Annotated in this window: 26 protein-coding genes; 19 read left to right on the top strand and 7 right to left on the bottom strand. The window is 71.3% G+C overall.

Translation table 11 applies throughout. The features are described 5' to 3' along the window. The first annotated feature begins 4 nt into the window (after positions 1-4). The 10 genes from BM109_RS24610 (at position 5) to BM109_RS24560 (ending at position 9066) form a co-directional block, all read left to right on the top strand. Positions 5-1108, top strand: a complete 1104-nt coding sequence (locus BM109_RS24610; protein ID WP_177239449.1) for a serine hydrolase domain-containing protein — start codon at positions 5-7, stop codon at positions 1106-1108. A gap of 65 nt (positions 1109-1173) precedes the next feature. Next, positions 1174-2091: a LysR family transcriptional regulator gene (locus BM109_RS24605; protein ID WP_093348530.1), complete on the top strand. Its 918-nt coding sequence runs from the start codon at positions 1174-1176 to the stop codon at positions 2089-2091. Positions 2092-2235: 144 nt separating this feature from the next. Beyond that, on the top strand, positions 2236-2919 hold the full coding sequence (locus tag BM109_RS24600; RefSeq protein ID WP_093348527.1) for a DUF4286 family protein: 684 nt from the start codon (positions 2236-2238) through the stop codon (positions 2917-2919). A 41-nt stretch (positions 2920-2960) separates the two neighbouring features. Then, positions 2961-4277 carry an MFS transporter gene (locus BM109_RS24595; protein WP_093348525.1) on the top strand — a complete coding sequence of 439 codons (1317 nt, stop codon included), beginning with the start codon at positions 2961-2963 and terminating at the stop codon, positions 4275-4277. 4 nt (positions 4278-4281) lie between these two features. Next, positions 4282-5004 carry a DUF2848 domain-containing protein gene (locus BM109_RS24590; RefSeq protein WP_093348522.1) on the top strand — a complete coding sequence of 241 codons (723 nt, stop codon included), beginning with the start codon at positions 4282-4284 and terminating at the stop codon, positions 5002-5004. Between the two features lie 17 nt (positions 5005-5021). Further along, positions 5022-6368, top strand: a complete 1347-nt coding sequence (locus tag BM109_RS24585) for an amidase (protein WP_093348520.1) — start codon at positions 5022-5024, stop codon at positions 6366-6368. A gap of 665 nt (positions 6369-7033) precedes the next feature. Beyond that, complete coding sequence (locus BM109_RS24575; protein WP_093348517.1) at positions 7034-7543, top strand: GNAT family N-acetyltransferase; 510 nt, start codon at positions 7034-7036, stop codon at positions 7541-7543. Between the two features lie 39 nt (positions 7544-7582). Next, positions 7583-7861 carry a DUF2277 domain-containing protein gene (locus tag BM109_RS24570; protein WP_093348515.1) on the top strand — a complete coding sequence of 93 codons (279 nt, stop codon included), beginning with the start codon at positions 7583-7585 and terminating at the stop codon, positions 7859-7861. A gap of 146 nt (positions 7862-8007) precedes the next feature. Then, the gene (locus BM109_RS24565; RefSeq protein ID WP_093348512.1) at positions 8008-8409 is read left to right on the top strand and encodes a GFA family protein; all 402 of its coding nucleotides are present in this window, start codon (positions 8008-8010) and stop codon (positions 8407-8409) included. A 30-nt stretch (positions 8410-8439) separates the two neighbouring features. Continuing rightward, the gene (locus BM109_RS24560) at positions 8440-9066 is read left to right on the top strand and encodes a LysE family translocator (protein WP_093348510.1); all 627 of its coding nucleotides are present in this window, start codon (positions 8440-8442) and stop codon (positions 9064-9066) included. A gap of 13 nt (positions 9067-9079) precedes the next feature. On the opposite strand, the gene BM109_RS24555 is transcribed toward BM109_RS24560, so the two are convergent. Then, positions 9080-9295 carry a hypothetical protein gene (locus BM109_RS24555; protein WP_093348507.1) on the bottom strand — a complete coding sequence of 72 codons (216 nt, stop codon included), beginning with the start codon at positions 9293-9295 and terminating at the stop codon, positions 9080-9082. A 338-nt stretch (positions 9296-9633) separates the two neighbouring features. On the opposite strand from BM109_RS24555, the gene pbpC reads away from it, so the two are divergent. The 6 genes from pbpC (at position 9634) to BM109_RS24525 (ending at position 18377) form a co-directional block, all read left to right on the top strand. Continuing rightward, positions 9634-11946: a penicillin-binding protein 1C gene (gene pbpC, locus BM109_RS24550; RefSeq protein ID WP_371268834.1), complete on the top strand. Its 2313-nt coding sequence runs from the start codon at positions 9634-9636 to the stop codon at positions 11944-11946. Continuing rightward, a complete protein-coding gene (locus BM109_RS24545) occupies positions 11943-13433 on the top strand; it encodes a TPM domain-containing protein (RefSeq protein WP_093348504.1) in 1491 nt (496 codons plus the stop codon). Before pbpC ends, BM109_RS24545 begins: the two co-directional genes overlap by 4 nt. 233 nt (positions 13434-13666) lie before the next feature. Next, positions 13667-14383 (top strand): FadR/GntR family transcriptional regulator, encoded by a 717-nt coding sequence (locus tag BM109_RS24540; RefSeq protein ID WP_093349253.1) that lies wholly within the window; start codon positions 13667-13669, stop codon positions 14381-14383. Continuing rightward, positions 14380-15681, top strand: a complete 1302-nt coding sequence (locus tag BM109_RS24535) for a CynX/NimT family MFS transporter (RefSeq protein ID WP_093348501.1) — start codon at positions 14380-14382, stop codon at positions 15679-15681. The genes BM109_RS24540 and BM109_RS24535 overlap by 4 nt, the downstream gene beginning before the upstream one ends. Positions 15682-15862: 181 nt before the next feature. Then, positions 15863-16255: a hypothetical protein gene (locus BM109_RS24530; protein ID WP_093348498.1), complete on the top strand. Its 393-nt coding sequence runs from the start codon at positions 15863-15865 to the stop codon at positions 16253-16255. Between the two features lie 127 nt (positions 16256-16382). Next, a complete protein-coding gene (locus tag BM109_RS24525; protein WP_093348496.1) occupies positions 16383-18377 on the top strand; it encodes a putative bifunctional diguanylate cyclase/phosphodiesterase in 1995 nt (664 codons plus the stop codon). A 3-nt stretch (positions 18378-18380) separates the two neighbouring features. On the opposite strand, the gene BM109_RS24520 is transcribed toward BM109_RS24525, so the two are convergent. From BM109_RS24520 to BM109_RS24510, 3 genes are all read right to left on the bottom strand, one after another. Continuing rightward, the gene (locus BM109_RS24520) at positions 18381-18902 is read right to left on the bottom strand and encodes a hypothetical protein (protein ID WP_093348493.1); all 522 of its coding nucleotides are present in this window, start codon (positions 18900-18902) and stop codon (positions 18381-18383) included. Positions 18903-18919: 17 nt separating this feature from the next. After that, on the bottom strand, positions 18920-19216 hold the full coding sequence (locus tag BM109_RS24515) for a hypothetical protein (protein ID WP_093348491.1): 297 nt from the start codon (positions 19214-19216) through the stop codon (positions 18920-18922). An 83-nt stretch (positions 19217-19299) separates the two neighbouring features. Further along, entirely contained in the window at positions 19300-20457 is a 1158-nt protein-coding gene (locus BM109_RS24510; protein ID WP_093348488.1) for a porin, read from the bottom strand. Between the two features lie 453 nt (positions 20458-20910). Here BM109_RS24510 and BM109_RS24505 point away from each other — a divergent pair, with 453 nt between their 5' ends. The 3 genes from BM109_RS24505 (at position 20911) to BM109_RS24495 (ending at position 24736) form a co-directional block, all read left to right on the top strand. After that, positions 20911-21582, top strand: coding sequence for a nuclease-related domain-containing protein (locus tag BM109_RS24505; RefSeq protein WP_093348486.1), 672 nt, complete (start codon positions 20911-20913; stop codon positions 21580-21582). 65 nt (positions 21583-21647) lie between these two features. After that, the gene (gene bamA / locus BM109_RS24500; protein ID WP_093348483.1) at positions 21648-24047 is read left to right on the top strand and encodes an outer membrane protein assembly factor BamA; all 2400 of its coding nucleotides are present in this window, start codon (positions 21648-21650) and stop codon (positions 24045-24047) included. A 5-nt stretch (positions 24048-24052) separates the two neighbouring features. Then, positions 24053-24736 carry a response regulator gene (locus tag BM109_RS24495; RefSeq protein WP_093348480.1) on the top strand — a complete coding sequence of 228 codons (684 nt, stop codon included), beginning with the start codon at positions 24053-24055 and terminating at the stop codon, positions 24734-24736. A gap of 3 nt (positions 24737-24739) precedes the next feature. On the opposite strand, the gene BM109_RS24490 is transcribed toward BM109_RS24495, so the two are convergent. Genes BM109_RS24490 through BM109_RS41310 form a run of 3 tightly spaced genes read right to left on the bottom strand, consistent with a single transcriptional unit; the run spans position 24740 to position 25434 of the window. After that, positions 24740-25066, bottom strand: a complete 327-nt coding sequence (locus BM109_RS24490) for a hypothetical protein (protein ID WP_093348478.1) — start codon at positions 25064-25066, stop codon at positions 24740-24742. A gap of 3 nt (positions 25067-25069) precedes the next feature. Continuing rightward, complete coding sequence (locus BM109_RS40905; RefSeq protein WP_143129252.1) at positions 25070-25285, bottom strand: hypothetical protein; 216 nt, start codon at positions 25283-25285, stop codon at positions 25070-25072. Further along, positions 25282-25434 (bottom strand): hypothetical protein, encoded by a 153-nt coding sequence (locus BM109_RS41310; RefSeq protein ID WP_177239448.1) that lies wholly within the window; start codon positions 25432-25434, stop codon positions 25282-25284. The genes BM109_RS40905 and BM109_RS41310 overlap by 4 nt, the downstream gene beginning before the upstream one ends. Between the last annotated feature and the right edge of the window lie 121 nt (positions 25435-25555).

Genomic DNA, 25555 nt, shown 5'->3' with positions numbered 1-25555 from the left:
CGCCATGCGACATCTTCCCGCCTCCCTCCTCGCGCTGTCGGCGCTGCTGCTGCCGCTGGCCGGCCATGCCGAACGCACCGGCTTCGACAGTCCTCCCGCATCGCTCGCCGCCCGGGTCCTCGGCGACCGTCCCGGCACCATCGTCGCGGGCACCTGGCGCGATGGCGCGGCGCGCTATGCGATCCAGCGCAATGCGCCGGGCCGCGTCGGCCTCGCGAAGCCGATGGCGGCGACGCAAGCGCAGCCGGTGTTCGAGATCGGCTCGATCAGCAAGGTCTTCACCGGCCTGCTGCTCGCGCAGGCCGTGGAGCGCGGCGACTTCTCGCTCGACGACACGCTGGGCCGATTGCTCGCCGACAAGGCCACGCTGCCACCGCCCGTGGCCGCGATCACGCTGCGCCAGCTCATCACCCACACGGCCTGCCTGCCGAACCTGCCCGCGCTGCCGGCGCGCCCGCCCGGGCCCGATTCCAATCCCTTCGCCAGGCCCACGCGTGCCCACCTGATGGTGGCGCTCTCCTCGCTCGAGCTCGCGCAGTCGCCGCCCTGCGCGCCGCGCTACGGCAGCCTGGGCATCGCGCTGGTCGGGCAACTGCTGTCGGAGCGCTATGGCCAGCCCTGGGACCAGCTGGTGCGGGAGCGCATCGCCGCGCCGCTGGGCATGAAGGACACGGTGCAGCACCTCGATGCGGCGCGCGCGAAGCGGCTGCCCCAGGGCTACGCGGGCCACGCGGCGCGCGCGCCCTGGGAATTCGGCGCGCTGGCCGCGGCCGGCGCATTGCGCAGCACCGCGCCCGACCTGCTCTTGTTCGCACGCGCATTGATGGCCGGCCGCGCGGGACCGCTGGGCGCCGCGGCCGAGCGGCTGCGCGAGCCGCTGTCGGCGCAGGGCGAGTACGACGTCGGCTATGCGCTGCGCATGCGCGATCCGGCCGCGGGCGGCGCGCAGCGGCGCATCTATTTCCACACCGGCCAGACCGGCGGCTACCGCGCGCTGCTCGCGTTCTCGCCAGCCACCAGCGAAGCGCTGGTGCTGCTCGCGAGCAACGACGCGGCCGCGGTGGCGCCGGTGCTGGACGCGCTCACGCTGCCCCTGGCCGCCAGATAGCCATGCGGGCCGTCCCGGGTTGGCCGCCGCGCGATTGCCGGCACAATCCCCGCGGACACACCTGCATGAACACACGATTCGTCGAAGCCTTTCTCTGGGCCGCGCGGCTGGGCAGCTTCCGGGCCGCGAGCGACCGGCTGCACATCACGCAGGCGGCCGTGTCGAACCGCGTCGCCTCGCTGGAAGAAGACATCGGCGCGCGCCTGTTCGAACGCGACGCGCGCGAACTGCGGCTCACGCCCGTCGGCGTGCGCCTGATGGACTACGGCGAGCGGCTGCTCGAGCTGCGCCGCGAGATCGTCTCGCTGGGCCGCCCGCGCGAGGACCTGCTGGGCCTGGTGCGCATCGGCGCGATCGAGACCGTGGTCCACACCTGGCTGCTGGGCTTCCTCACCAACCTGCGCTCCACCTATCCGGGCATCGAGGTGCAGCTCACCTCCGAGACCACGCTGGCGCTGCACCGCGGCCTGCGCGAGGGCGCGCTCGACATCGCGCTGCAGACCGACCACATCGCGGGCGCGGGCATCGTGAGCACGCCCTGCCTGCCGATGCCCATGGGCTGGGTCGGACAGATGAGCGCCGAGGGCACGCAGACGGTGGAGCAGCTGCTGCGCCAGCCGGTGCTGACCATGAGCCCGGGCTCGCAGCCGCACGAGGCGCTCAAGAACCTCTACCGCGCGGTGGGCATCCCGCTGGGCAAGGTGCATTGCGTGAGCTCGATCTCGGCACTGGCGCGGCTGGTGAAGGCCGGCTTCGGCAACGCGCTGGTGCCGCTGCCGCCGGTCTACGAATACGTGGCGGCCGGCGACGTGCGCATCATCGAATGCGATGCGCTGATCTCGCCGCAGCGGCTGGTGGTGAGCCATCTGGAGGCCGCCGACTCCGACGCCATCCGGCTCGTGGCCGAGCTGGCCTGCCGGGCCTCCGACCAGTTCACGGCCGCGGCAATCGCACCAATCTGGAGCGGAGCCATAGAGGGTTAACCCTCGAAACAGCGCATTTGCGCCCCATCGAGGGGCCAGTAATTCTTGTGGCTGTCGCCCAGAAAAACTCGTTTGTGACAGCCTGACCCCGCGACGGAAGATCGCGCCTTCTTTTTTCGAAGGCCCGCTCCCGCTTCCGCCGCCATGACCTCCACCGCTTCCGTCACCGAACCTTCCGCCGCCGAGAACGGCCTGCTCTTCGTCGCCTGCGACGTCGATCCCGCGGCCGACGAGGCCGACTTCAACCGCTGGTACGACCGCGAGCACGTCGAGGAACGCGTGCGCATTCCCGGCTTCCTTTCGGGCGCGCGCTACTTCTCGCTCGAGGGCGGCCGCCGCTACCTCGGCCTGTACCGCACCGCCTCGCTCGAGGTGTTCCGCTCGGCCGGCTACCGCGCCGCCTTCGAGCGCCAGACGCCGTGGTCGATCGCCAACCTCGACCGCATGCGCGATCCGATCCGCCGCGTCTGCGCGGTGCGCGCCGTCACCGGCTTCGGCAGCGGCAGCCACATCGCGGTGCTGCCGCTCGAGGTGGCCAGCGATGCCGCCGCGATCGCCGAACGCGCCGCCGAGGCCGGCCGCCGCCTCGCCGAGCAGCCGGGCTTCGTCCAGTCCTTTCTGCTGCAGCCCGATGCCGCCCTGAGCACGCCGCTGCCGCGCGAAAGCAGCGAAGGCCGCGTGCTGCAGCCGATGCTGGTGGTCGAGACCAGCGGCGCCGATGCCGCCCGCGCCGCGCGCGCCACGGCCGCCGCCGCGCTCGATGCCGATCCCGCGAAGGGTTGGCTGCTCGCGCTCGGCTGGAAGCTGCACGCCGGCGAGTTGGCCTGACCGACCGCCTCCTTCACCTTCTTCCTCATTCCAGGATCCTCATGACCGAACACGCTCTCCCGGCCGCGTCCGCCGCGCACGGCGCCAAGCCCGCCAAGATGGGCCGCCTCGCGATGGCCAGCTCCATCGGCACCACGCTCGAGTGGTACGACTTCACCGTCTACAACATCATGGCGGCGCTGGTCTTCAACGCGATCTTCTTCCCCTCCTTCGATCCGCTGACCGGCACCATCCTCGCCTTCTCGACCTACGCGGTCGGCTACATCTCGCGCCCGCTCGGCGGCGTCGTCTTCGGCCACCTCGGCGACCGGCTCGGCCGGCGCTTCGTGCTGGTCGCCACGCTGGTGATCATGGGCGTGTCGACCGGCCTCATGGGCCTGCTGCCGACCTACGCGAGCTGGGGCATCTGGGCGCCGGTGGCGCTGGTCGCGCTGCGCTTCGTGCAGGGCGTGGCGCTCGGCGGCGAATGGGCCGGCGCGGTGCTGCTGTCGATGGAACACGGCAAGCCGAACGAACGCGGCCGCAACGCCTCGTTCACGCAGGTCGGCCCCTCGGCCGGCACGCTGATCGGCACCGGCTTCATCGCCGCCGTGTCGGCCTGGCTCAGCCCCGAGGACTTCCAGTCCTGGGGCTGGCGCATCCCCTTCGTCTCGAGCGTGGCGCTGGTGCTGTTCGGCCTGTGGCTGCGCCGCGGCGTCGAGGAAACGCCGGTGTTCCGCGAGATGGAGCAGAAGCAGGAGACCGCCAAGACCCCGATCAAGGAAGTGCTGGGCCAGCACTGGCGCCGCCTGCTGGTGGCCGGCGGCTCGCGCATCGGCTCCGACGTGCTCTATGCGCTGGTGGTGGTGTTCACCCTCACCTACGTGACCACCGTGCTGCACCTGTCGCGGCCGCTGGCGCTGACCGCGACCATGATCGGCGCGGCCTGCAACGCGATCTCGGTGCCCTGGTTCGGCAGCCTGTCGGACCGCATCGGCCGCCGTCCGGTCTACATCATCGGCGCGCTCTGCGGCATCGTCTGGGCCTTCGTGTTCTTCGTGCTGATGGACAGCGCCAAGCCGCTCGCGATCTGCGCCGCCGTGGTGGTCGGCCTCGTGATCCACGCCATGATGTACGGCCCGCAGGCCGCCTTCGTGACCGAGCAGTTTCCGAACCGCGTGCGCTATGCGGGCTCGTCGCTGGCCTACACGCTGGCCGGCATCCTCGGCGGCGGCTTCGCGCCGCTGATCATCGCCAGCCTGTTCAAGTCCTACGGCAGCACGCTCGCGGTCTCGCTCTACGTAACCGGCGCGCTGTGCCTCACGCTGGTCGCGCTGCTGGTGGCGCGCGAGACCGCGCACGAACCGCTGGAGGCCTGAAGCGATGACGCGCAACACCCTGCACATCGCCTGCGAAAGCATCGCCGAGGACGGCACCCGCAGCAGCGCGCTGCATGCCGTCGCGCCCAACGCGCTGGTGGTGGCCGGCTGGACCGGCCGCGACAGCGCCGCCATCGAGCACCACATCGAGGAGCTGGCCGCGCTCGGCGTGCCGCGCCCCTCGAGCGTGCCGCTGTACTACCGCATGGCCTCGCTGCTGCTCACGCAGTCTTCCGAGATCGAGGCGCTGGGCGACCAGAGCTCGGGCGAGGCCGAACCGCTGCTGTTCTTCGCGCAGGGCGAGTGGTGGCTCGGCGTGGCCTCGGACCACACCGACCGCCAGGTCGAGAGCTATTCGGTCGCCGTCTCCAAGCAGATGTGCGCCAAGCCGCTGGCCGCCTCGGCCTGGCGCTGGCGCGACGTGGAGGCGCACCAGGACGCCATCGAGTTGCGCTCGCGCATCCTCGAGGACGGCCGCTGGGTCGACTACCAGCGCGGCACCCTGGCCGCGATCCGCCCGCTGGCCGCGCTGCGCGACGGCCTGCCAGGTCTTGGCAAGGAGCCCGAGGGACTTTTCATGACCTGCGGCACACTGGCGGCGCTGCCCAACGCGCGCGGCGAGGCCATCCGCCCCGCCGCGCAGATGGAAATCGAGTTGCATGACGCGCGCCTGCAGCGGCGCATCGTCCACCGCTATGCGGTGCGCGTCCTGCCCGTGATCGCCTGAACGCCCTCTCCTCCTTCATGACACAGAACGACTCCACCATCGGCGCGCTGCGCGCGCGCATCGCCCGCGGCGAACTCACGCACGAGGCGCTGAGCGAGCAGGTGCTAGCCGCCGCCACGCAGCCCGCGGCCGCGAACGTCTTCACCCGCCTCTACGCCGACGCCGCCCTGGCCGCCGCGCGCCATGCCGATGCCGCCCACAAGGCCGGCGTGCAGACCGCGCCGCTCGCCGGCCTGCCGGTCTCGATCAAGGACCTCTACGACGTGGCCGGCGAGACCACCCTGGCCGGCTCCATCGCCTGCCGGGGCGAACCTCCCGCCGCGCGCGACGCGGCCGTGGTGACGCGGCTGCGCACGCAGGGCGCGGCCATCGTGGGCCGCACCAACATGACCGAGTTCGCGTTCTCGGGCGTGGGCATCAACCCGCACTACGGCACGCCGCGCAACCCGGCCGATGCCGAGGTCGCGCGCATTCCCGGCGGCTCCTCGTCGGGAGCCGCGGTGTCGGTGGCGCTGGGCCTCGCGGTCGCGGGACTGGGCTCGGACACCGGCGGCTCGATCCGCATCCCGGCCGCGCTGTGCGGCATCGTCGGCTTCAAGAGCACGCAGTCGCGCGTGCCGCGCACCGGCGCCTTCGAACTCGCGCGTTCGCTCGACACGGTGTGCGCGATGGCGCGCAGCGTGGAGGACTGCCTGATCGCCGACGCCGCGATCGCCGATGCGCCGCTCGTGGTGCGGCGACGGCCGGCGCAGGGGTTGCGGCTTGCGGTGCCGAAGACGCTAATGTTCGATGCGATCGAGCCTGGCGTGGCGCGGGCTTTCGAGCGGGCGGTGCAGGCGCTGTCCAAAGCGGGGGCGCAGATCGTGGAGATTGCGTTGAGCGAGCTGGCGGAGATCGGGACGGTCAATGCGCCGGGGGGGTTGTCGCCTATCGAGGCTTCGGCTGTACATCGGGAACGGTTTGCTTCGAAGCGCGAGGCTTTCGACTCTCGGGTTGCGGCGCGGATTGCTTTGGGGACCGAGGTGCGGGCGGCCGATTACATCGCGCTGCTGGATCGGCGGCGGGAGTGGATTTCGCGGGTCGAGAGGCGGCTCGAGGGGTTCGATGCGTTGCTTTGTCCTACGGTGCCTATCGTGGCGCCTGCCATCGATTCGTTGGCTGAGGATTCGGCGTTTTTCCAGGCTAACGGACTGTTGTTGCGGAATACGTTTGCGATCAATTTGATGGATGGGTGTTCGTTCAGCTTGCCTTGTCATTCGGCTGGGGAGTTGCCTGTTGGGTTGATGTTGTCTTCGGTGAATGGGGATGACTCGCGGTTGGCTGGGGTTGCTTTGGCTGTCGAAGACGTGCTGCGGTTGAATTGAGGTTGGGTTCTTTTTTTTAGGCCGTGGGCCGGGTCTCGCCCCGGCGGGCGACTTACTTTTCTTGTCTCGCCAAGAAAAGTAAGCAAAAGAAGGCGACCCCGCTGTCTGTGTCCCTCCGCTTCGCTGCGGGCAACCTGCGGTGCTCGGAGAAAGCGGGGGTCCGCAGAACTCGCTCCGCTACGCTGCGCTCAGACAGCTGCGGCCCTTATCCCGCTTTCTCCTGCGCTCCTCGGCACAGCCAGAGGGGATGAGGGTCAACGCGCCGTGGCGCGTCCTTGTGTGGGGAGGTGCGAGTGCGAAGGCCTTGGGCCTTCTTCTACCCCTCTCCCGGCCGAGCGAAGCGAAGGCCCGTCGGGTATCTGCGGCCGAGCGCAGCGATGGCCCGAACCACCCCTCTGGCTGCGCCGAGGAGCGCAGCGTTTCGCGGATAAGGGCTCGCAGCTGTTTGAGCGAAGCGAGTTCTGCGAGACCCCGCGAAACGCGAGCACCGCAGGTTGCCCGTAGCGAAGCGGAGGGTCGCAGACAGTGGGTCGCCTTTTCTTTGGTTACTTTCTTTTGGCGAAGCAAAAGAAAGTGACTCGCCCGCCGGGGCGAGACCCGGCCAACGATCTCAACAAGAAGAGCACAGTCAAAAAACCAAGACCGCTGGCAAACTGCCCCGCACCATGCCAACGATCCTCCCCGCAGAAGAGCACCACTACCCTTCCCTCCACCAAACCCTCGACACGGTAGCCCGAGAAAAAAAGTACCTGGCCCTCACCGAGGCCCCGCCCTACGACTCGACAACCGACTTCTACCGCCACCTGCGCGCCACCCACTCCCCCCACTTCGTAGTCGTAGAAAACAACCAGGTCATAGGCTGGTGCGACATAGCCCCCACCTTCGGCCAGACCCGCTCCCACGCAGGCACCCTCGGCATCGCCCTGCACCCCAACGCCCGCGGCCAAGGCCTCGGCCCCCAACTGCTGCGCGCCGCCATCGAAGCCGCCTGGCTCAAAGGCCTCACCCGCATCGAACTCACGGTGCGCGACGACAACCTCCCCGCCAAGGCCCTCTACGAGCGCTTCGGCTTCCAGCACGAAGGCCTGCAACGCCAGGCGATGCGCGTCGACGGCGTCTACCACGACGTCCACGCCATGGCCCTGCTCGCCACCGAGGCCACCGCGCCCCACTAGACTGGTCCGTACCCGACAAGAGCCCGGAGACCCGACACCATGTGCAGGAGCATCAAGACCCTCTACAACTTCGAGCCGCCCGCCACCGAACAGGAGATCCGCGCCGCGGCACTGCAGTTCGTGCGCAAGCTCAGCGGCTTCAACGTGCCCTCGCGCGCCAACGAGGCCGCGTTCGAACGCGCCGTCGAGGAAGTCAGCGCCAGCGCGGCGCGGCTGCTCGAATCGCTGGTGACCACGGCCGAGCCGCGCGACCGCGAGATCGAGGCCGAGCGCGCCAAGGCCCGCTCGGCGGCGCGCTTCGGCACGCAGCTTTCGTGACCGCGGCCGGCATTCGCGCCTGAACCCGCCGCGTTCGGCCTTCGCCGCGCACGGTTTTTGCGCATGCCGCGGCGCAGGGCCAAAAGGCCTTTGGTATCGTGCCTTGCAAGCCGAAACACATTCAAGAAGACGCGGACATCGACCGAATGAGAAAGACCTATATCGGAGGCTGCCACTGTGGCGCCGTGCGCTTCGAAGCCGACATCGATCTGAGCCTGGGCACGCTGCGCTGCAACTGCGCGATCTGCACCCGCACGCGCTTCTGGCCGGCCATCGTCGAGCCCGAGGCCTTTCGCCTGCTCGAGGGCGAATCCGAACTCAGCGACCAGATGCTCGACAGCCGCAACAGCCACTACATCGTCTGCAAGCTCTGTGGCGTGCGCTCCTTCGGCGTGGGCCATTCGCCCGAGACCGGCGCCCATGCCTATGGCGTGAACGTGACCTGCCTCGACGACGTGGACCTCGACGATCTGGTCAACTCGCCCCTGCGCTACGTCGACGGCCACCGCGGCACCTGGCACGTGGCGCGCACGGCGATCGATCCCTGACAGACAAACACAACCCCAGGAGACACCCTCATGCCCTTCGAACTCTGGCTCGCTTTCGTGGCCGCCTCGGCCGTGCTGCTGATCATTCCCGGCCCGACCATCCTCACCGTGATCAGCTATTCGATGTCGCATGGCCGCCGCGCCAACGTGCCGCTGGTGGCCGCGGTGGCGCTCGGCGATTCGACCGCGCTGGTGGTGTCGCTGCTGGGCCTGGGCACGCTGCTCGCGGCCTCGGCCTTCTGGTTCAACGCGGTGAAGTGGGTGGGCGGGCTGTACCTGCTGTACCTGGGCATCAAGCTGCTGCGCGCGGGCGTGTCGAGCGCCGAGATCGCGACGCCCGAAGCGCCCGCCTCGCGCTGGCGGCTGTTCGCCAACACCTACCTGGTGACGGCGCTCAACCCCAAGGGCATCGTGTTCTTCGTGGCCTTCCTGCCGCAGTTCATCAGCCAGAAGGCCGAGGTCGCGCCGCAGATGTGGGTGCTGGCGCTGACCTTCGTCGCGATGGCCACGCTCAACGCCACGCTCTATGCGGTGTTCGCGGGTTCGGCGCGGCGCCTGCTGTCGTCGCCGCGTGCGCAGCGCCGCTTCAACCTCGGCGGCGGCGCGCTGCTGAGCGCGGCGGGCCTGTGGGCGCTGATGGCGCGCCGGCCGGCCTGAGCCGGCCCCTCGATCAGTTGCGGCGCGGATCGCCCGGACGGCTGTCGTAGCGATTGGGCACGCCATCGCCGTCGCGATCGCGGTCGTAGCGGTTCGGCACGCCGTCGCGGTCACGGTCGCCATGGCGCGGCGGCGGCGGGCGGTCGTAGCCGGGGGCGACCACGCAGCCGGCCAGCACGGCCGAGGCCGACAGCACGACGGCCAGGGTGGCGAGTCTGTTGTTCTTCATGAGGGTTCTCCTTGGAATGGTTGTGGAACACCGCGGCGGCTGGCCTCTGGGCGCCGCAGCGGTAGCGCATTGAAGGCCACGCAGGTCGGGCCGCGGTGTCGCGATGGCTGCGCCGCGGTGAAGTTGTGTGACCGGATGTGGCAGCTGCTGCCGACTGTGAGCGACGCGCCCGGCCCCCGCGTGGCGGTGCGTCCCGCGTCCGCGAGTAGGCGCATGCCGCGCGGCGCCGCTTCGAACTTCCGTCTACATCTTTCGGCAGGACGGCAGCCCGACGCGCATGGCCGAGAATGGCGGCCGCTTTCCAGCCCGGCGCCTTCCCCGCGCGCACCCCTGCCCTGATGCCGACGCCCACCGCCTTGTTTCCTCCTCCCGCGTTCCCGCGCCTCATGCTGGCGCTCGCCGCGCTGATGCTGACGACGCAGGCCGCATGGGCCGTGCCCGGCTTCGAGGAGGTGAAGCGCGACTTCCGCTCGTCCGACACCGCGGTGCTCGACCGCAACGGCGAACTGCTGCAGCGCGTGCGCACCGACGCCAGCGTGCGACGCGGCCAGTGGACCGCGCTGGCCGACATCTCGCCGGCGCTGCGCACGGCGATGGTGCTCAGCGAGGACCGGCGCTTCTACGAGCACAGCGGCGTCGACTGGCGCGCGGTCTCGGCCGCGGCCTGGGGCAACCTCTGGAACACGCGCACGCGCGGCGCCTCGACCATCACGATGCAGCTCTCGGGCCTGCTCGACGAGGACCTGCGGCGTGGCGGCGGCGGCCGCAGCCTGACGCAGAAGCTCGGCCAGACCGTGGCCGCGGCCCAGCTCGAACGCCAGTGGCGCAAGGACCAGATCCTCGAGGCCTACCTCAACAGCGTGCCGTTCCGCGGCGAGATCGTGGGCATCGACGCGCTCTCGCGCACCCTGTTCGGCAAGGCGCCGAGCGGCCTCGACGCACGCGAGGCCGCGGTGGCCGCCGCGCTGGTGCGCGCGCCCAATGCGCGGCCGGCCCTGGTGGCGCAGCGCGCCTGCGAGGTGCTGCGCGCCATGGAGCCGCAGCGCAAGGCCGATTGCGAGGCGCTCGACATGTTCACCAGCGCCGCGGTGCAACGGCGCGCCTTCGATGCCAGCGAGGGCATCGCGCCGCATGCCGCGCGGCGCGCACTGCGCCAGGCGCGCGAGGGCCGCGAGCCCGGGCAGGAAGACACGCAGCCGGGCGAGGCCAAGACGGCCGCGAAGGACGCCGGCGACGGCAGCGTGCGCACCACGCTGCGCGCGCCGCTGCAGCGCTTCGCGCTCGGCACCCTGCAGCGCCACCTGCGCGAGCTGCGCGGCCGGCACGTGGAGGACGGCGCGCTGGTGGTGCTCGACAACGCCACCGGCGAGGTGCTGGCCTGGGTGGGCTCCTCGGGGCCGCTGAGCCAGGCCGCCGAGGTCGACGGCGTGACCGCGATGCGCCAGCCGGGCTCGACGCTCAAGCCGCTGCTCTACGGCCAGGCGATCGCCGAGCAGCGGCTCACCGCCGCTTCGCTGATCGAGGACTCGTCGGCGCAGATCAACACCGCGAGCGGCCTCTACATTCCGCAGAACTACGACCGGCGCTTCAAGGGCCCGGTGTCGGCGCGCACCGCGCTCGCGGCCTCGCTCAACGTGCCGGCCGTGCGCACGCTGGTGATGGTGTCGCCCGAATCCTTCGCGCGCGGGCTGCGCGCGGCGGGCCTGCCGCTGCGCGAGAGCGGCGACTACTACGGCTACAGCCTCGCACTCGGCAGCGCCGAGGTCACGCTGCTGTCGCTGACCAATGCCTACCGCATGCTGGCCAACGGCGGGCGCTACGGCACGACCACCTTGCTGGCGCCGGCCGCGCCGGACAAGTCGAAGAAGACCCCCACCACCGCCGCCGCCACCACCGCCGCAAAGGCCGCCCCCGCCCCGGTGCTCGACCCGCGCGCCGCCTTCATCGTCGGCGACATCCTGTCCGACCCCAACGCACGCACCCGCACCTTCGGCCTCGACAGCATCCTCTCGACCCGCTTCTGGAGCGCGGTGAAGACCGGCACCAGCAAGGACATGCGCGACAACTGGGCCGTGGGCTGGTCGCAGCGCTACACGGTCGGCGTGTGGGTCGGCAACGCGAGCGGCGCATCGATGTGGGACGTGAGCGGCACCAGCGGCGCGGCGCCGGTCTGGGCCGAGGTCATGCGCTTCCTGCACGCGCGCGAGCCGAGCCGCGCGCCCGCGCCGCCGCCTGGCCTGGTGCGCACGCACATCGACTTCGGCGCCGGTGCCGACGGCAACGCGCTCGAGGCCGCGCGCGACGAGTGGTTCGTGCAGGGCACCGAGCAGCCGCTGTTCGCGCTCGCGAACGACCCCGGCGCCGCGGGCACGGCCAGCGTCGCGCGCATCACGGCGCCGGCCGACGGCACGATCATCGCGCTCGATCCCGACATCCCGCCGCTGCGCCAGCGCGTGCGCTTCGAATCGGAAGGCCGCGGCGTGCAATGGCGCATCGACGGCAAGCACTTCGCGCGCGGCAACAGCGCGCAGTGGCTGCCCTGGCCGGGCCGCCACCTGATCGAGCTGGTCGATGCCGGCGGCAAGGTGGTGGACCAGCGCCGGCTCGAGGTGCGCGGCGCGGGCGTCGTGACGAAGAGCGCCCAGCGATGAAGGCGACGACCCCGAACTTCCGACCCGGCCTGCACCTCTGGCTGTGCCTGGTGCTGCTGTTCGCCGCGGTGTTCGGCGCGCAGGCCAGGCCCGTGCCCGTGCCGGCGATGAAGTCGCGCGTGATCGACCAGAACAAGACGCTCGACGCCGCGCAGGCCGAGGCGCTGCGCGAGCGCATCGCCGACCTCGAGCGCGAGACCCAGGCCCAGCTCGCGGTGCTGATCGTGCCGACCACCGGCGAGGACAGCATCGAGCAGTACGCCACGCGCGTGTTCGCGCAATGGAAGCTCGGGCGCAAGGACGAGGACGACGGCGTGCTGCTGCTGGTGGCGATCCGCGACCGGCGCATGCGCATCGAGGTCGGCCGCGGCCTCGAGGGCCGCATCACCGACATCCAGGCCGCGCGGATCATCGACCAGGAGATGACGCCGCGCTTTCGCGCCGGCGATTTCGACGGCGGCCTGGGTGCCGCGGTCGATGGCATCGCGCAGCTGATCCGCGGCGAGCCGATGGCCATGGCCCAGGAACTGCCGCTGATCGATCCCGGCGAGCCCGTCGAATCGACGGCGCCCGAGCCGCGCGGATCGCATGTCACGCCCGAAGGCTGGGCCTTCTTCGCCGTGATCGGCTGGTCGGCGCTGGTCGGGCTCTGGCAGAGCCGGCAGAAGAAGAGCGCGGCCGAGCTGCGCACCGACGCCGACTGGCTCGCCCGGCGGCGCGCACGGCAGGCCCGCAGCAGCGCGCGCCGCTCGTCGAAGCGCGCACGCCGCGCGCAGGCCAGCGTCGCGGCCGAGCTGGAAAGCGCCTCGGCCCTTGCCGCGGCCGCGCCCGGCAAGACCCTGCGGCGCTGGCCCTGGACCTTCGGCGCGCTGGCGGTCGCGCCGGTCGCCGCGGCCGCCACGCTCGGCGAGCCGATGTTCGCGATCGCGCTCGCGATGATGCCGGTGCCGATGGGCTTCGGCCTCGGCTATGGCTGCGGCCTGTGGCGCACGATGCGCCTCGTCGTCGCCGGCATCGCGCTGCTGATCGCGGGCGTGGTGATCGCGGGCCAGCAACTGGGCTGGGAGCGCGTGGGCTGGTCCCTGCTCGGCATGCTGGCGCTGGGCGCGGCCGTGCTGGTCGGCCTGCTGATCGTGACCGGCATGCGCAAGGCCTGGGGCAAGGGCGTGCGCAGCTTCGTCACGCGCTGGATCGTGGTGTGCGTGCTGGTGGGCCTGTTCGTCGGGATGGCGCACGACGAGCTCGATCCGCAGCTGTTCTGGATCGTGCTCGCCGCCGTCACGGTGGTGGCACTGCTCGTGGCCTTCTTCCCGGCCGACGGCGGCGGGGGTGGCGGCGGCGACCGCGACTACGGCGACAGCGGATGGAGCAGCAGTTCCTCCTCGTCGTCCGACTCCTCTTCGTCCTCGTCGTCGGATTCCTCGTCGTCGTCCTCGTCGGATTCCGGCGGCTCGAGCAGCGGCGGCGGCGCCTCGGGAAGCTGGTAACAACACACCAGGTCACACGCGTCGCCCCCTGACGTCGTACCCACGTGCGCAGGGCACCGGGTACTCCCCGCAGCGAAATAAAGGAGGAGCCCGAAGGGCGGGGGACATTCGCGGAGGGGAGTACCCGGTGCCCTGAGCACGCACCCCGAACGCCCCAAGCCAAGCCCCTCCCACCAGCAGGCCTACCGAAGCCCCGACACAATTCATCCGATGATTCAATGAATTGGCATTTCATGCTCGCCCAAGCCCCCCGCACCTCCCTCGTCGAAGCCGCCGCCAACGGCATCCGCGCCGAAATATCCGCCGGCCGCTGGCCCGTCGGCGCACGCATTCCCATCGAGCCGCAACTCGCCCAGTTGCTCGGCGTGAGCCGCGGCACCGTGCGCGAGGCCGTCAAGACGCTGGTCTCGCGCGGCCTGCTCGAGGTGCGCCAGGGCTCGGGCACCTACGTGCGCTCGGGCTTCGATCCCGGCGCCAGCCTGCAGAAGCTGCGCCTGGCCAGCCTGCTCGACCAGTTCGAGGTGCGCTGCGCGCTCGAGGTGCAGGCCGCGCGGCTGGCCGCGCTGCGCCACACGCCCAAGGACCTGCGCCAGCTCCACGCCCTGCTCGATGGCCGCGGCACGCCCGCGCCCGGCGACGGCGGCGCGGCCTTCATCGAGCGCGACCTCGCCTTCCACCTGGCCATCGTCGACATCGCGGGCAACCTCGCGCTCGCCGAAACCGTGCGCTTCATCGGCGGCTACATCAAGGACACGATCGCCAGCACCATGGGCACGCTGCTGCCCGAGCCCGACGACGCGGCCCACCGCGCGATCGTCGAGGCCATCGCCAGCCGCGACCCCGAGCGCGCCGACGCCGCCGTGCGCGCCTTCATGACGCCCATGATCGCGACGCTCGCCGCCGGCACCGACCCCCCCACCGGCGGCCCACGCGCGCCGTCCCGCCCATGACCGCCACCACCCTCCCCACGGCCACCCGCCGCAACGCGCCCGCCGATGCCGATGCCGGCCAGCTGCTGATCGACGCCGAGGTCGACAGCCAGCCCGCGCCGCCGCCCACCCCGGCGCCGAGCCGCGGCCGCCGCATCCTGCTGGGTGCCAGCGTGGTGCTGATCGCCTTCAACCTGCGGCCGGTGTTCTCCAGCCTCTCGGTGGTGCTGCCCGAGATCATTCGCTCCACCGGCCTGTCGGCCACCGCCGCCAGCCTGCTGACCACCCTGCCCGTGCTGTGCCTGGGCCTGTTCGCACCGCTCGCGCCCGGCCTCGGCCGGCGCTTCGGCACCGAGCGCACGCTGCTGGGCTGCATGGCGCTGATCCTGGTCGGCACGCTGCTGCGCGGCACCGGCCACGTGCCGCTGCTGTTCGTCGCCTCGGCGATCGCCGGCAGCGGCATCGCGGTCGCCAACGTGCTGCTGTCGGGGCTGGTCAAGCGCGACTTCGCTGGGCAGGCGGCGCTGATGATGGGCCTCTACACCATGGCCGTGTGCGGCGGCGCCGCGAGCGCGGCCGGCCTCACGGTGCCGATCGAGCATGCGCTGGGCGGCGGCTGGACCGCGGCGCTCGCGGTCTGGGCGCTGCCGGCCGCGCTGGTCACGCTGCTGTGGGCGCCGCAGGCGCTGCCGCTCAAGCCGATCGCCAGCGAAGCCGGCTTCACCGTGCGCGGCCTGTGGCGCGACCGGCTGGCCTGGCAGGTCACCTGCTTCATGGGGCTGCAGTCCGCGCTGGCCTACATCGTCATGGGCTGGCTCGCGCCGATCCTGCGCGAACGCGGGCTGGCCAGCGACACCGCGGGCTACGTGGTCTCGGTCTCGGTCATCACGCAGGTCGTGACCTGCCTCGTGATCCCCGCGCTCGCGGTCAGGCTGCGCAACCAGATCGGCCTGGCCGTGGCGCTCGCGCTGCTCACCGTGGCCGCCATGCTGGCCCAGCTGTTCGCGCCGCTCGGCGGCGTGTGGGTCTGGGCCGTGCTGCTGGGCATCGCGCAGGGCGGCACCTTCGCGCTGGCGCTCACCATGATCGTGCTGCGCTCGCCCGACTCGCACGTGGCCGCGCACCTCTCGGGCATGGCGCAGGGCGTGGGCTATGTCATCGCGGCCTTCGGCCCGCTGCTGGCCGGGCTGCTGCACGGCTGGACCGGCAGCTTCAGCGCCGCCTCGTGGCTGTTCGTCGCGGTCGGCGTCGCGATGCTGATCGCGGGCATCGGCGCGGGCCGCACGATGCACGTCGGCGCGGTCACCGTCGCGCGCTAGCGTGGCGCAGGCGCGACGCGGCATGCAGTCCGCGCGCGCCTACAACAAGAAGCTCGCGCGTCCGAAGAGCGAGGGGTCCGGAGCATGAGAAACTTCGTGCCATGCCGACGGTCAGACTGCGGCCCCGAGCAGGCACCGCCCCGATCCACCCGCCTCACGGCTTCTCTTCGACGAGCGCACCATGAAGAAACTTGCCGCCCTGGCCTTGCTGGGCCTGATCCAGACCGCCCCCGCGCTGGCCCAGCGCGACATGGACGTCTATGAAGCCGACCGCCGCTACTGCGCGAGCGGCCGTTCGGGCATGGACTTCCACTCGTGCATGGACCGGCTGCGCTTCGACCGCCAGCGCGACCGCGATCGCTGGGAACGCGAACGCTGGGAACGCAGCCGCGACGACCGCGACCGCTGGGAGTACGAGCGCCGCCAGCGCTATGCCGCGCCGCCGCCCCCGCCGGTCTACCGCGAACCGCCGAAGCTCAGCGACATGCAGCAGCGCGCGCTCGACAACTGCGTCCTGCTCGCGCCGCGCGACCAGCCGCGCTGCCGCGCGACCGTGATGTCGACGGTGCGCTGAAGGGTGCCGTTGCGGCAACCCTCCCGCGCGCGGTGACCCCGAGGGGAACCGCGCAGGCCGCCCACGGCGGCCGTGCCGCGCTGCGCAATGCGGCGGACCGGTGCATGATGCGTCGCCGATCCATTTCATGAACGCCTCCTCCGCCCCGCAGGAAGAAGAAGCCGCTGGCTCGCCCGACAGCCCCGCGCTGTCGCGCATGGTGCGCACCGAGCAGATGCTGGCGGTGCGCCGCAGCGTGCTCGCCGCGATCCCGGTCAACCTGGTGCTGAGCCTCACGGTGGCGCTGCTGGCCCACCACTCGGACCTGACCGCGCTCGGCCTGGCCTGGCTGACGCTCTCGCTGGCCGTCAACATCACGCGCATCTTCGTCTGCCGCCGGCCCTTCGTGGCCTCGCCCGGCGCCAACGGCAGCGATCCCGCGGTCGACCACGAGCTGCGCCTGGCCTGGCTGTTCGCGCTGCTGTCGGGCTCGGTCTGGGCGCTGATCCCGATCCTGTGCGAGGGCTACACCTCGCCGCAGACCCTGTTCTACCTGACCGTGGTCTGCGGCATCTGCGCCGGCTCGGTCACCTACGGCATCGCCTACGCGCCGGTGCCGATCAGCTTCATCACGCCCGCGCTGCTCTCGGTGTTCGGCTGCCTGGTCTGGGCCGGCGGCTTCGACCACCTCGCGCTGGCCGCGATGGTGCTGGTCTACCTCGCGGCGCTGGTGCGCGCGGCGCTGCAGAGCGCGCGCGGCTTCCGCGAAGGCAGCCGGCTCAAGAACGAGGCCGTGTCGATGGCCGCGCGCCTGCGCCAGTCGCACACGCTGTCGCTCGAATCGACGCGCCAGCTCGCCTTCCGCGTCGCGCACGACGCGCTCACCGGCCTGCTCAACCGCGAGGGTTTCACCCAGGCCTCGAGCCTGCGCATCGATGCCGGCGGCAAGGAGCGCGAGCACGGCCTGCTGATCCTCGGCATCGACGGCTTCAAGGCCGTCAACGATGCCTTCGGCCACAAGATGGGCGACCGCGTGCTGCAGGACGTGGCGCAGTGGCTGCAGCGCGAGCTGGCCGGGCGCGACGCCATCCTGGGCCGCTGGGGCGGCGACGAGTTCGCCGCCCTGTTCATCGCCGAGGACGGCGGCCCCTCGCCCGACCAGGTGGGGCAGGCGCTGATCGAATCGATCGCCTCGGCCACCGCGCAGTACGGCGGCAAGCTGAGCGCGAGCGTGGGCATCTGCGTCGAGCGCGGCGTGTCCATCGCCGACATGCTGAGCTCGGCCGACGAGGCGCTGCACGAGGCCAAGCGCGCGGGCCGCAGCCGCTGCCGCCGCTTCGACGAAGCGCTGCGCGAGCGCCTGGTGACGCGGCGCGACGTCGAGCGCGACCTGCCCGGCGCGGTCGCCTCGCGCGCCATCGGCGTCTGGTACCAGCCGATCCTGGCCGACGGCGGCCGCCGGCTGCACAGCCTCGAGGCGCTGCTGCGCTGGCAGCATCCGCGCCACGGCTGGATCCCGCCCGAGGACGTGATCCGCGCCGCCGCGAGCACCGGCCTGGCCGAATCGCTGCTGCGCCACATCCTGGCCGAGATCTGCGTCGGCCTGCAGGAACTGGCCGCGGCCGACCCGCGCTTCGAGGCCGTGCCGGTGGCGATGAACGTCTCGCCGCGCGAGATGTCGCAGCTCGCGCTCGACCGCATCGTGCTCGGCGAGATCGCGCGCCACGGCATCGCGCCGCACCGCATCCAGATCGAGATCACCGAGGAGATCGCGCTCGACACCTTCGCCGCCAGCGCGCGGCTGCATGCGCTGGCCGACGCCGGCGTGGCGATCGTGGTCGACGACTTCGGCGTCGGCTATTCCTCGCTGGCCTCGCTGCGCAGCAAGTACGTGCGGCAGGTCAAGATCGACCGCAGCTTCATCCTCGGCCTGGCCGCCTCGCCGGGCAACCGCGTGCTGGTCGAGTCGGTGATCCGGCTGGGCCATTCGCTGCGCATCGACGTGGTGGCCGAGGGCGTGGAGACCGGCGAGGAGCTCGAGGCGCTCAACGCGCTCGGCTGCCCGCTGATGCAGGGCTATCACCTCGCGCGGCCGATGCCGCTCGACAAGGTGCTGCCCTGGGCGCAGCGCCTGCCCGGCTGAACTTCAGCCCGGCACTGGGCCGCCATGCAGCGGCAGCCGCAAGGTAAGCCCCAGCGGGCCGCCCGCATGCGAGGCCGCATAGAGCCGCCCGCCGAGGCCGGCCGCGATGCGCTCGCAGGCACGCATCGGCGCGACGCCGACGGCGCGCCAATGCACCACCGCCTGCGCGCCCTCGATGCGCGCATGCACGCGCAGCCCATCGCGCGGCGCGGCCGGCAGCGCCTGCGCGGCGATCTGCGCGAGCAGCTCGCGCAATTCGCTCTCCACCGCCAGCACGGGCACGGCCTGCGGTGGCAGCTCGATGGCGGCGCGCGGCAGCGCCGCGCCGAGCAGCGCGCGCAGGTCGTGCACCGCGCTGCGGCCGAGCCGCTGCAGCGCTTCGTCGCGCGCACGCGCCGCGGCCTCGCGCGCCCGCGCCCCGTCGCGCAGGTTCGCGACCAGCAGCGAGCCCATCAGGCCGAAGACGCCCGCGAAGCCGAGCCCGATGACGCTGGCGATGACGAGGCCGAGGTTGCCGGTCTGCATGGATGCGCGCGCCGGTCTCAGCGCGGCGCGCCGGGTCGGTACTCGAGCGCGCCCGAGGGCGTGCGCTCGCAGCGGCCCGCGAGCGCATCGCCGCGCGGACCCGGCGGCACGGGCCGCGCGCCCTCGGGCTCGCCCTCGCACATGTCCCAGGCCGGCAGCGGCATCAGGCGCGCGGTCAGCGGCCCGGGCATCGACAGGCGCGGAGTCATCGGCGGCGGTGGCGGGCCGTAGGCCATGGGCGGCGGCAGCACGATGCAGCCGCCGAGGCTGGCCGCGGCCAGCGCGCCGGCCAGGCAGCGGATGTGGAATGTCATGAAAGCTTCTCCTCTTTTCTTCTGCGGCCGCGCACGGCACGCGCGCCCACGCATCACGAAGTGCGCGCGGGCGCATGCCGGCGTCAGAACGCGTGACGGATGCCGAAGTCGTAGCCGGTCGAGGACTTGGGCAGGCCGGTGTAGCCCACGCCCGTGGTGCCGTAGCCGGTGGTGCTGGCGGCCGTGAGGCTGCCGGTGTAGGCCGCGTCGTTGCGGTTGCTCACGCGCGCGATGGTGGCGTAGAGCGCGGTGCGCTTCGACAGGTTGTGCACGTAGCCCAGCGCGAGCTTGTTGACGCGCGGGTCCTCGCCGAAGATGCCGGCGGCGCCCTCGTTGTAGCGCACCGTCGAGTACGAGGCGCGGATCAGGCCCGGGCCCACCGGCACGGTGGCGCCGATCAGGTAGCCCTTGTAGCTGTCGTGCGTGTTCGAGAGGCCGGTGTCGAACTTGTTCTGCACGTTCGAGATCTCGCCGAACAGCTTGACCGGGCCGAAGTCGTACGAGGCGCCGAGGTTGACGGTCTGCACCTTGCGCGTGAGCGTGGTGGTGTCGACCGCCACGTTCTGGCCCGCGGCCAGCGCGATGTCGAGCGGCCCGTTGGCATAGCCGAAGCGCCCGCCGACGTAGCGGCCCGCGCTGCTGCTGGTGGCGGCCGTGAGGTCGGTGGCGCTGGTGCGCACGTTCTCGTTCAGGCTGTACTGCACCTGGCCGTAGAAGCCGCCGAGGTTGGGCGGCAGGAAGTACGCGACCATGTTGCTGGCGCGCGTGTAGTTGCTGTTGCCGATGCCCGTGCTGGCGCTCACCGTGCTGATGACGTTGGTGCCCGAGCCGTTGGTGCCGAAGGGATCGAACACGGTGTCGTTCCAGAAGGTGGCCGTGTAGTCGCGGCCCAGCCGCACTTCGCCGAAGCCGCCCGACAGGCTGACGGTGGAGCGCCGGTTGAAGTTGGCGATGCCGGTCGCGCCGTCGTCGTTGGTGATCGGCGCCTCGAGCCAGAAGCTCGCGGCCAGCCCGCCGCCCAGGTCCTCGGTGCCCCTGAAGCCGATGCGGCTGGAGTTGTAGCCCGAGTTGGCCAGGCTCCATTGGCTCTGCTTGCTGGTGATGCCGGTGATCGCATTGCGCGAGGTGGCCGACTGGTAGCTCACGCCGGCGTCGATGACGCCGAACAGGGTGACGGACGATTGGGCGCAGGCCAGGCCGGTGACGGTCAGCGCGGCCAGGGCCGTGAGGGATTTCTTCATTCAGGTTTCTCCGGTTTCGGCGCTCTTCATCGAGCGGCCGGAACGGATGCTCTCGTCCAAATTTGGAGGAATCTGGTGCATGGGGGCGAATGTTGTTTTTGCGCGCAATCGATGCGCGAACACCCCAATGCCGTCCTTACCAAAAGTCTCCCAAAAGCCGCGCGATGCTTTAGGGCCTGTTGACGCTATGCAAGGGGTCGCGAAGCTCGCCAGAGCCCGCCCATCAAGGCGCGCGACGACGCGTGTGCGTCCGCACACGCTAGGAGCGCAACGCCGAGGGGCGGGCTCTGGCGAGCTTCCCTTCGGGTTGCCCCGCAAAGGGGCCGTCTGCGGCGTTGCCCGCGCTTGCAAGGCATCAGCCTTGCTGCGCACGGGCGCCTTGCATCCAGCCCCTTTGCGGGGCAACGCGACCCCTTGCATAGCGTCAACAGGCCCTAACTCGAAGGAGCCACCATGACCATCGCATTGCAAAGCACCCTCGCCGCCTCGCTCGGCGTGCAACAGCTCGCCAACGCATTCAGCCCCGCGTTCGACCACCTGCGCATTCTTCGCAACCTGATCATCCCGATGCCCGAGGGATGCGCGGTGCGCACCGCGCGCATCGACGCGGTGGTGGTCTGCGAGACCGGCGTCTACCTGTTCGAGATCAAGGCCTGGCGCAACGCCTTCGTCTACCGCAAGAAATCGGACCAGGCACCGCCGCGCTGGTTCCTGCGGCTGCAGGGCTGCAACCGCGCGCGCGAGGTGAAGGACCCGGCCTGGCAGGGCGGTCGCAAGACCACGCAGCTGCGCAGCCTGCTGCCCGACGACCTGCGGCTGCAGTACTTCGTGCTGCTGCCCTGCGAAGGCGTGGCGCTCGAGGGCGTGATGCCCGCGGCCGTCATCACGCAGCAGGACCTGCCCTACATCGCGCGGCTGGTGCGCAACAACGGCCGCACCGCGCGCAGCTATCCGCTGCTCGATGCGCAGGCGGTCGAACGCACGGTGCAGCGGCTGCTCGAGGTGCAGGGCGAACTGAGCCTCGAGGACCACCTGCGCAACTGCCGCGCCTGCGGCGAGCCCGGCGCGCGGGCCCCGATGGCGGCCCCGGCCTGGCCGACCGCCAACGCCATCGGGCTGCAATAAAGGAGAGAAAGTGAACTCGGCGCGGCGTCCCAAATTTCTCCGACATTGGACGAAACCATGCGCCGATGAACTCTCCGAAGTCCCTCGCGGGCCTGGCGCTGCTCGCTGCGCTGATCGCACCCTCCACCCGGGCCGCCGAGCCCTTCGCCGTGCAGGACATCCGCCTCGAAGGCCTGCAGCGCGTGGAGGCGGGCACCGTCTTCGCGACCCTCGGCCTGCGCGCCGGTGACACCTACAGCGACGAACGCGGCAGCGAGGCCATCCGCGCGCTGTTCGCGCTGGGCCTGTTCAAGGACGTGCGCATCGACGTCACCGGCCGCGTGCTGGTGGTGATCGTCGAGGAACGCCCGACCATCGCCGATGTCGACTTCGTCGGCACCAAGGAATTCGACAAGGCCGCGCTGCAGAAGGCGCTGCGCGAAGTGGGGCTGGCCGAGGGCCGGCCCTACGACAAGGCGCTGGCCGACCGCGCCGAGCAGGAGCTCAAGCGCCAGTACCTGGGCCGCGGCCTCTACAACGCGCAGGTGGTCACCACCGCCACGCCGAGCGAACGCAACCGCGTGAACCTGAGCTTCGGCGTGACCGAGGGCGAGCCCGCGCGCATCCGCGCGGTGCACGTCGTGGGCAGCCGGGCCTTCAGCGAGAGCACGCTGCTCGACCTGTTCGACCAGGACAGCGGCGGCTGGCTCAGCTGGTACACCAAGTCGAACCAGTACTCGCGCAGCAAGCTCAACGCCGACCTCGAGACGCTGAAGAGCTACTACGTCACGCGCGGCTACCTCGAGTTCCGCGTCGACTCGACCCAGGTCGCGATCTCGCCCGACCGCGAGGACCTCACGGTCACGGTCAACATCAGCGAGGGCGAGAAGTTCACGGTGGCGGGCGTGAAGCTCGCGGGCGACTACCTGGGCCGCGATGACGAATTCAAGACGCTGGTCACCATCAAGCCCGGCCAGCCCTACAACGGCGAGCAGGTCACGGCGACCACCAGGGCCTTCACCGACTACTTCGGCACCTTCGGCTACGCCTTCGCGCGCGTGCAGGCTGGGCCCGAGATCGACCGCGCCACCAACCGCGTGACGATGGTGCTGAAGGCCGAGCCCTCGCGCCGCGCCTACGTGCGGCGCATCCACATCGGCGGCAACGCGCGCACGCGCGACGAGGTGATCCGCCGCGAGTTCCGCCAGTACGAAGGCGCCTGGTACGACGGCAACAAGATCAAGCTGTCGCGCGACCGCGTGGACCGGCTGGGCTTCTTCACCGAGGTGAACGTCGAGACGCAGGAGATCCCCGGCTCGCCCGACCAGGTCGACATCGCGGTGACGGTGGCCGAGAAGCCCACCGGCTCGCTGCAGCTCGGCGCCGGCTATTCGTCGACCGACAAGATCTCGCTGAGCTTCGGCATCACGCAGGAGAACGTGTTTGGCAGCGGCAACTACCTGGGCCTGCAGGTCAACACCAGCTCCTACAACCGCACGATCTCGCTGACCGCCACCGATCCCTACTTCACCAAGGACGGGATCTCGCGCACCGTCAACCTGTTCCACACCACCACGCGGCCCTACTACGAGGCCGACGGCAACTACAAGCTCGCGAGCGACGGCGGCTCGGTGCGCTTTGGCATCCCGGTGGGCGAGCTCGACCGCATCTACCTGGGCATCGGCGTCGAGCGCTATGCGTTCACGCCCGGCAGCAACGGCACCTACACGCTGGTCGACGGCTCCTATGTCTACACCGGCACGCCGCAGGCCTACCTCGACTACTTCCAGTGCACCGGCACCGCGCCCAGCGTGAGTTGCGCCAACCGCAGCATGGTGGCGTTTCCGGCCACGCTGGGCTGGTCGCGCGACGACCGCGACAGCGCGCTGATCCCGACCCAGGGCCGGCTGCAGAGCGCGAACCTCGAGGTGGGCGTGGGCGGCGCGCTGCGCTACCTGAAGAGCAACTACCAGTACCAGCAGTACTTCCCGCTGTCGAAGCAGTACACGCTGGCGCTCAACGGCGAGCTCGGCTATGCGCGCGCGCTCGGCGACGCGGCCTTTCCGATCTTCAAGAACTTCTACGCGGGCGGGCTGGGCTCGATCCGCGGCTTCGAGCAGAACTCGCTGGGGCCGGTCGATGCCGTGTCGGGCGGCTCGCTGGGCGGCACGCGCAAGGCGATCTTCAACCTCGAGTTCAGCACGCCGTTCCCGGGCGCGGGCAACGACCGTTCGCTGCGGCTGTACACCTTCCTCGACGCGGGCAACGTCTTCGCGAACCGCACGGCCAGCATGAGCGATGCGCAATGGAAGGCGCAGAACAAGCTGCGCGCCTCGGCCGGCCTGGGCATCAGCTGGATCTCGCCGCTCGGGCCGCTGCGGCTGGCCTACGCGGTGCCGCTGCTCTACCAGAAGGCGGACACGGCCAACGGCATCGCGGCCGACCGCACGCAGCGGCTGCAGTTCCAGATCGGCACCTCGTTCTGAACGCCATGGCCCGCATCCTGCTGGTGGAAGACGCCCGGCACAGCAGCGCCGCCGTGCTGCACGGCCTGCTGCACGACGCCGGCCACGAGGTCGAGCAGATCGCCGACGGCGCGGCCGCGCTCGAGCGCATCCTGCATGCGCCGCCCGCGCTCACGCTGCTCGAGGTGGCGCTGCCGCGCATCGACGGGCTGCGGGTGCTGGAGGCGGTGCGCTCGCTGAGCGACCATCCGATCATCATGCTGACGGCGCGCACGCGCGAGGCCGACCGGCTGCGCGGGCTCGACCTCGGGGCCGACGACTACGTCTGCAAGCCCTTCTCGCCGCGCGAGGTGGTGGCGCGCGTGAACACGGTGCTGCGCCGCCATGCGCAACGCCGGCACGCGGCACGGCCCTCGGCGGCCGTGGCCTTCGCCGAGGCCGACGGCGGCGCGCGGCTCGAGGGCCGGCCGCTGGCGCTGACGCGGCGCGAACTGCTGCTGCTGCGCGCGCTCTCGGGCGACCCGGGCCGGGTGTTCAGCCGCTCGACCTTGCTCGAGGCCGCGTTCCCCGAGGCGCTCGAGGTCAACGAGCGCGCGGTCGACGGCCACATCAAGAACCTGCGCCGCAAGCTCTCGGCCGCCGCGCCCGCGCACGACTGGATCCGCTCGATCTACGGCGTGGGCTTCAGCTTCGCGGAGCGGCCGGCCTGAGTTTCAGCGCGCCTGGTAGCGACAGGCCCCCGCGCCGCGGCGCGTGCCCGGCTTCGGCGCGGTGGGGCTGTAGATGTCGACGGGCTGGCCGGGCCGGGGCCGGGCCTGCTGCGGCAGCGCGGTCCGCTCGACGTCCATGATCGGCGCGAGCGTGGAGACCGGCATGCGGCGCCCCGTGCCACGCCCGCCGGGCTCGGGCGGGCATTCGTCGCGCACCGCGACCACCGTGCCGGCCGCGAGGCCGCAGAAGGCCAGCGCGCCCGCCAGCCGCTGCATGCGCCGGCTGCGGCGCTCGGCGGGCGCCGCGGGAAGCATCGTCGTGCCCTGCATGGCTCAGCCTCCGGTGCGCGGTGGCGGCGGAACTTCCTCGGGCAGCGCCATGGCCTCGGGCGCCCGGGGGCCATGCACCGCTTTCACGGGGCCATGCCCGAGGGCACGCGCCGGCCAGGCCGAGGCGGCGAAACCCGCCGAGGCCGACAGGCCGATCGCGCCGAGCATGGCCAGCAGCGCGCGCCGGTCCAGCGACGGTGAACGCTCCGCGGGGGTCATGCCGACTCCTCGCCGACGGCCGTGCCGCCGACCACGCCAGGCCGCGTGGCGCGGCCCTCGGCCCAGTGGATCGCGAAGATCCAGGCGGGAGCGAACAGCCCGAACAGCGCGAGGAGCGCGGGCCACAGGAGGTCGATGCACGGTGTCATGGCCGCCATCGTGCGTGCCGATTCGGGAGAAAAATGGGAGATCGGCCCTCCCAGATTCCTCCACATTTGGCGGTCATGATCGGCGGCTTGCCGATGACGCCTCCGTCCGCCGCACCGACTG

Source organism: Variovorax sp. PDC80, assembly GCF_900115375.1.
Classification (GTDB): domain Bacteria; phylum Pseudomonadota; class Gammaproteobacteria; order Burkholderiales; family Burkholderiaceae_C; genus Variovorax.
The sequence above is the reverse complement of the archived record's forward strand: the minus strand, read 5'-3'. Positions and strand labels throughout refer to the sequence as shown.

Excerpts from the sequence above, each read along its gene's own strand:
- BM109_RS24610 (WP_177239449.1), top strand. The coding sequence starts at position 5 with ATGCGACATCTTCCCGCCTCCCTCCTCGCGCTGTCGGCGCTGCTGCTG.
- BM109_RS24605 (WP_093348530.1), top strand. The coding sequence starts at position 1,174 with ATGAACACACGATTCGTCGAAGCCTTTCTCTGGGCCGCGCGGCTGGGC.
- BM109_RS24600 (WP_093348527.1), top strand. The coding sequence starts at position 2,236 with ATGACCTCCACCGCTTCCGTCACCGAACCTTCCGCCGCCGAGAACGGC.
- BM109_RS24595 (WP_093348525.1), top strand. The coding sequence starts at position 2,961 with ATGACCGAACACGCTCTCCCGGCCGCGTCCGCCGCGCACGGCGCCAAG.
- BM109_RS24590 (WP_093348522.1), top strand. The coding sequence starts at position 4,282 with ATGACGCGCAACACCCTGCACATCGCCTGCGAAAGCATCGCCGAGGAC.
- BM109_RS24585 (WP_093348520.1), top strand. The coding sequence starts at position 5,022 with ATGACACAGAACGACTCCACCATCGGCGCGCTGCGCGCGCGCATCGCC.
- BM109_RS24575 (WP_093348517.1), top strand. The coding sequence starts at position 7,034 with ATGCCAACGATCCTCCCCGCAGAAGAGCACCACTACCCTTCCCTCCAC.
- BM109_RS24570 (WP_093348515.1), top strand. The coding sequence starts at position 7,583 with ATGTGCAGGAGCATCAAGACCCTCTACAACTTCGAGCCGCCCGCCACC.
- BM109_RS24565 (WP_093348512.1), top strand. The coding sequence starts at position 8,008 with ATGAGAAAGACCTATATCGGAGGCTGCCACTGTGGCGCCGTGCGCTTC.
- BM109_RS24560 (WP_093348510.1), top strand. The coding sequence starts at position 8,440 with ATGCCCTTCGAACTCTGGCTCGCTTTCGTGGCCGCCTCGGCCGTGCTG.
- BM109_RS24555 (WP_093348507.1), bottom strand. The coding sequence starts at position 9,295 with ATGAAGAACAACAGACTCGCCACCCTGGCCGTCGTGCTGTCGGCCTCG.
- pbpC (WP_371268834.1), top strand. The coding sequence starts at position 9,634 with ATGCCGACGCCCACCGCCTTGTTTCCTCCTCCCGCGTTCCCGCGCCTC.
- BM109_RS24545 (WP_093348504.1), top strand. The coding sequence starts at position 11,943 with ATGAAGGCGACGACCCCGAACTTCCGACCCGGCCTGCACCTCTGGCTG.
- BM109_RS24540 (WP_093349253.1), top strand. The coding sequence starts at position 13,667 with ATGCTCGCCCAAGCCCCCCGCACCTCCCTCGTCGAAGCCGCCGCCAAC.
- BM109_RS24535 (WP_093348501.1), top strand. The coding sequence starts at position 14,380 with ATGACCGCCACCACCCTCCCCACGGCCACCCGCCGCAACGCGCCCGCC.
- BM109_RS24530 (WP_093348498.1), top strand. The coding sequence starts at position 15,863 with ATGAAGAAACTTGCCGCCCTGGCCTTGCTGGGCCTGATCCAGACCGCC.
- BM109_RS24525 (WP_093348496.1), top strand. The coding sequence starts at position 16,383 with ATGAACGCCTCCTCCGCCCCGCAGGAAGAAGAAGCCGCTGGCTCGCCC.
- BM109_RS24520 (WP_093348493.1), bottom strand. The coding sequence starts at position 18,902 with ATGCAGACCGGCAACCTCGGCCTCGTCATCGCCAGCGTCATCGGGCTC.
- BM109_RS24515 (WP_093348491.1), bottom strand. The coding sequence starts at position 19,216 with ATGACATTCCACATCCGCTGCCTGGCCGGCGCGCTGGCCGCGGCCAGC.
- BM109_RS24510 (WP_093348488.1), bottom strand. The coding sequence starts at position 20,457 with ATGAAGAAATCCCTCACGGCCCTGGCCGCGCTGACCGTCACCGGCCTG.
- BM109_RS24505 (WP_093348486.1), top strand. The coding sequence starts at position 20,911 with ATGACCATCGCATTGCAAAGCACCCTCGCCGCCTCGCTCGGCGTGCAA.
- bamA (WP_093348483.1), top strand. The coding sequence starts at position 21,648 with ATGAACTCTCCGAAGTCCCTCGCGGGCCTGGCGCTGCTCGCTGCGCTG.
- BM109_RS24495 (WP_093348480.1), top strand. The coding sequence starts at position 24,053 with ATGGCCCGCATCCTGCTGGTGGAAGACGCCCGGCACAGCAGCGCCGCC.
- BM109_RS24490 (WP_093348478.1), bottom strand. The coding sequence starts at position 25,066 with ATGCAGGGCACGACGATGCTTCCCGCGGCGCCCGCCGAGCGCCGCAGC.
- BM109_RS40905 (WP_143129252.1), bottom strand. The coding sequence starts at position 25,285 with ATGACCCCCGCGGAGCGTTCACCGTCGCTGGACCGGCGCGCGCTGCTG.
- BM109_RS41310 (WP_177239448.1), bottom strand. The coding sequence starts at position 25,434 with ATGACACCGTGCATCGACCTCCTGTGGCCCGCGCTCCTCGCGCTGTTC.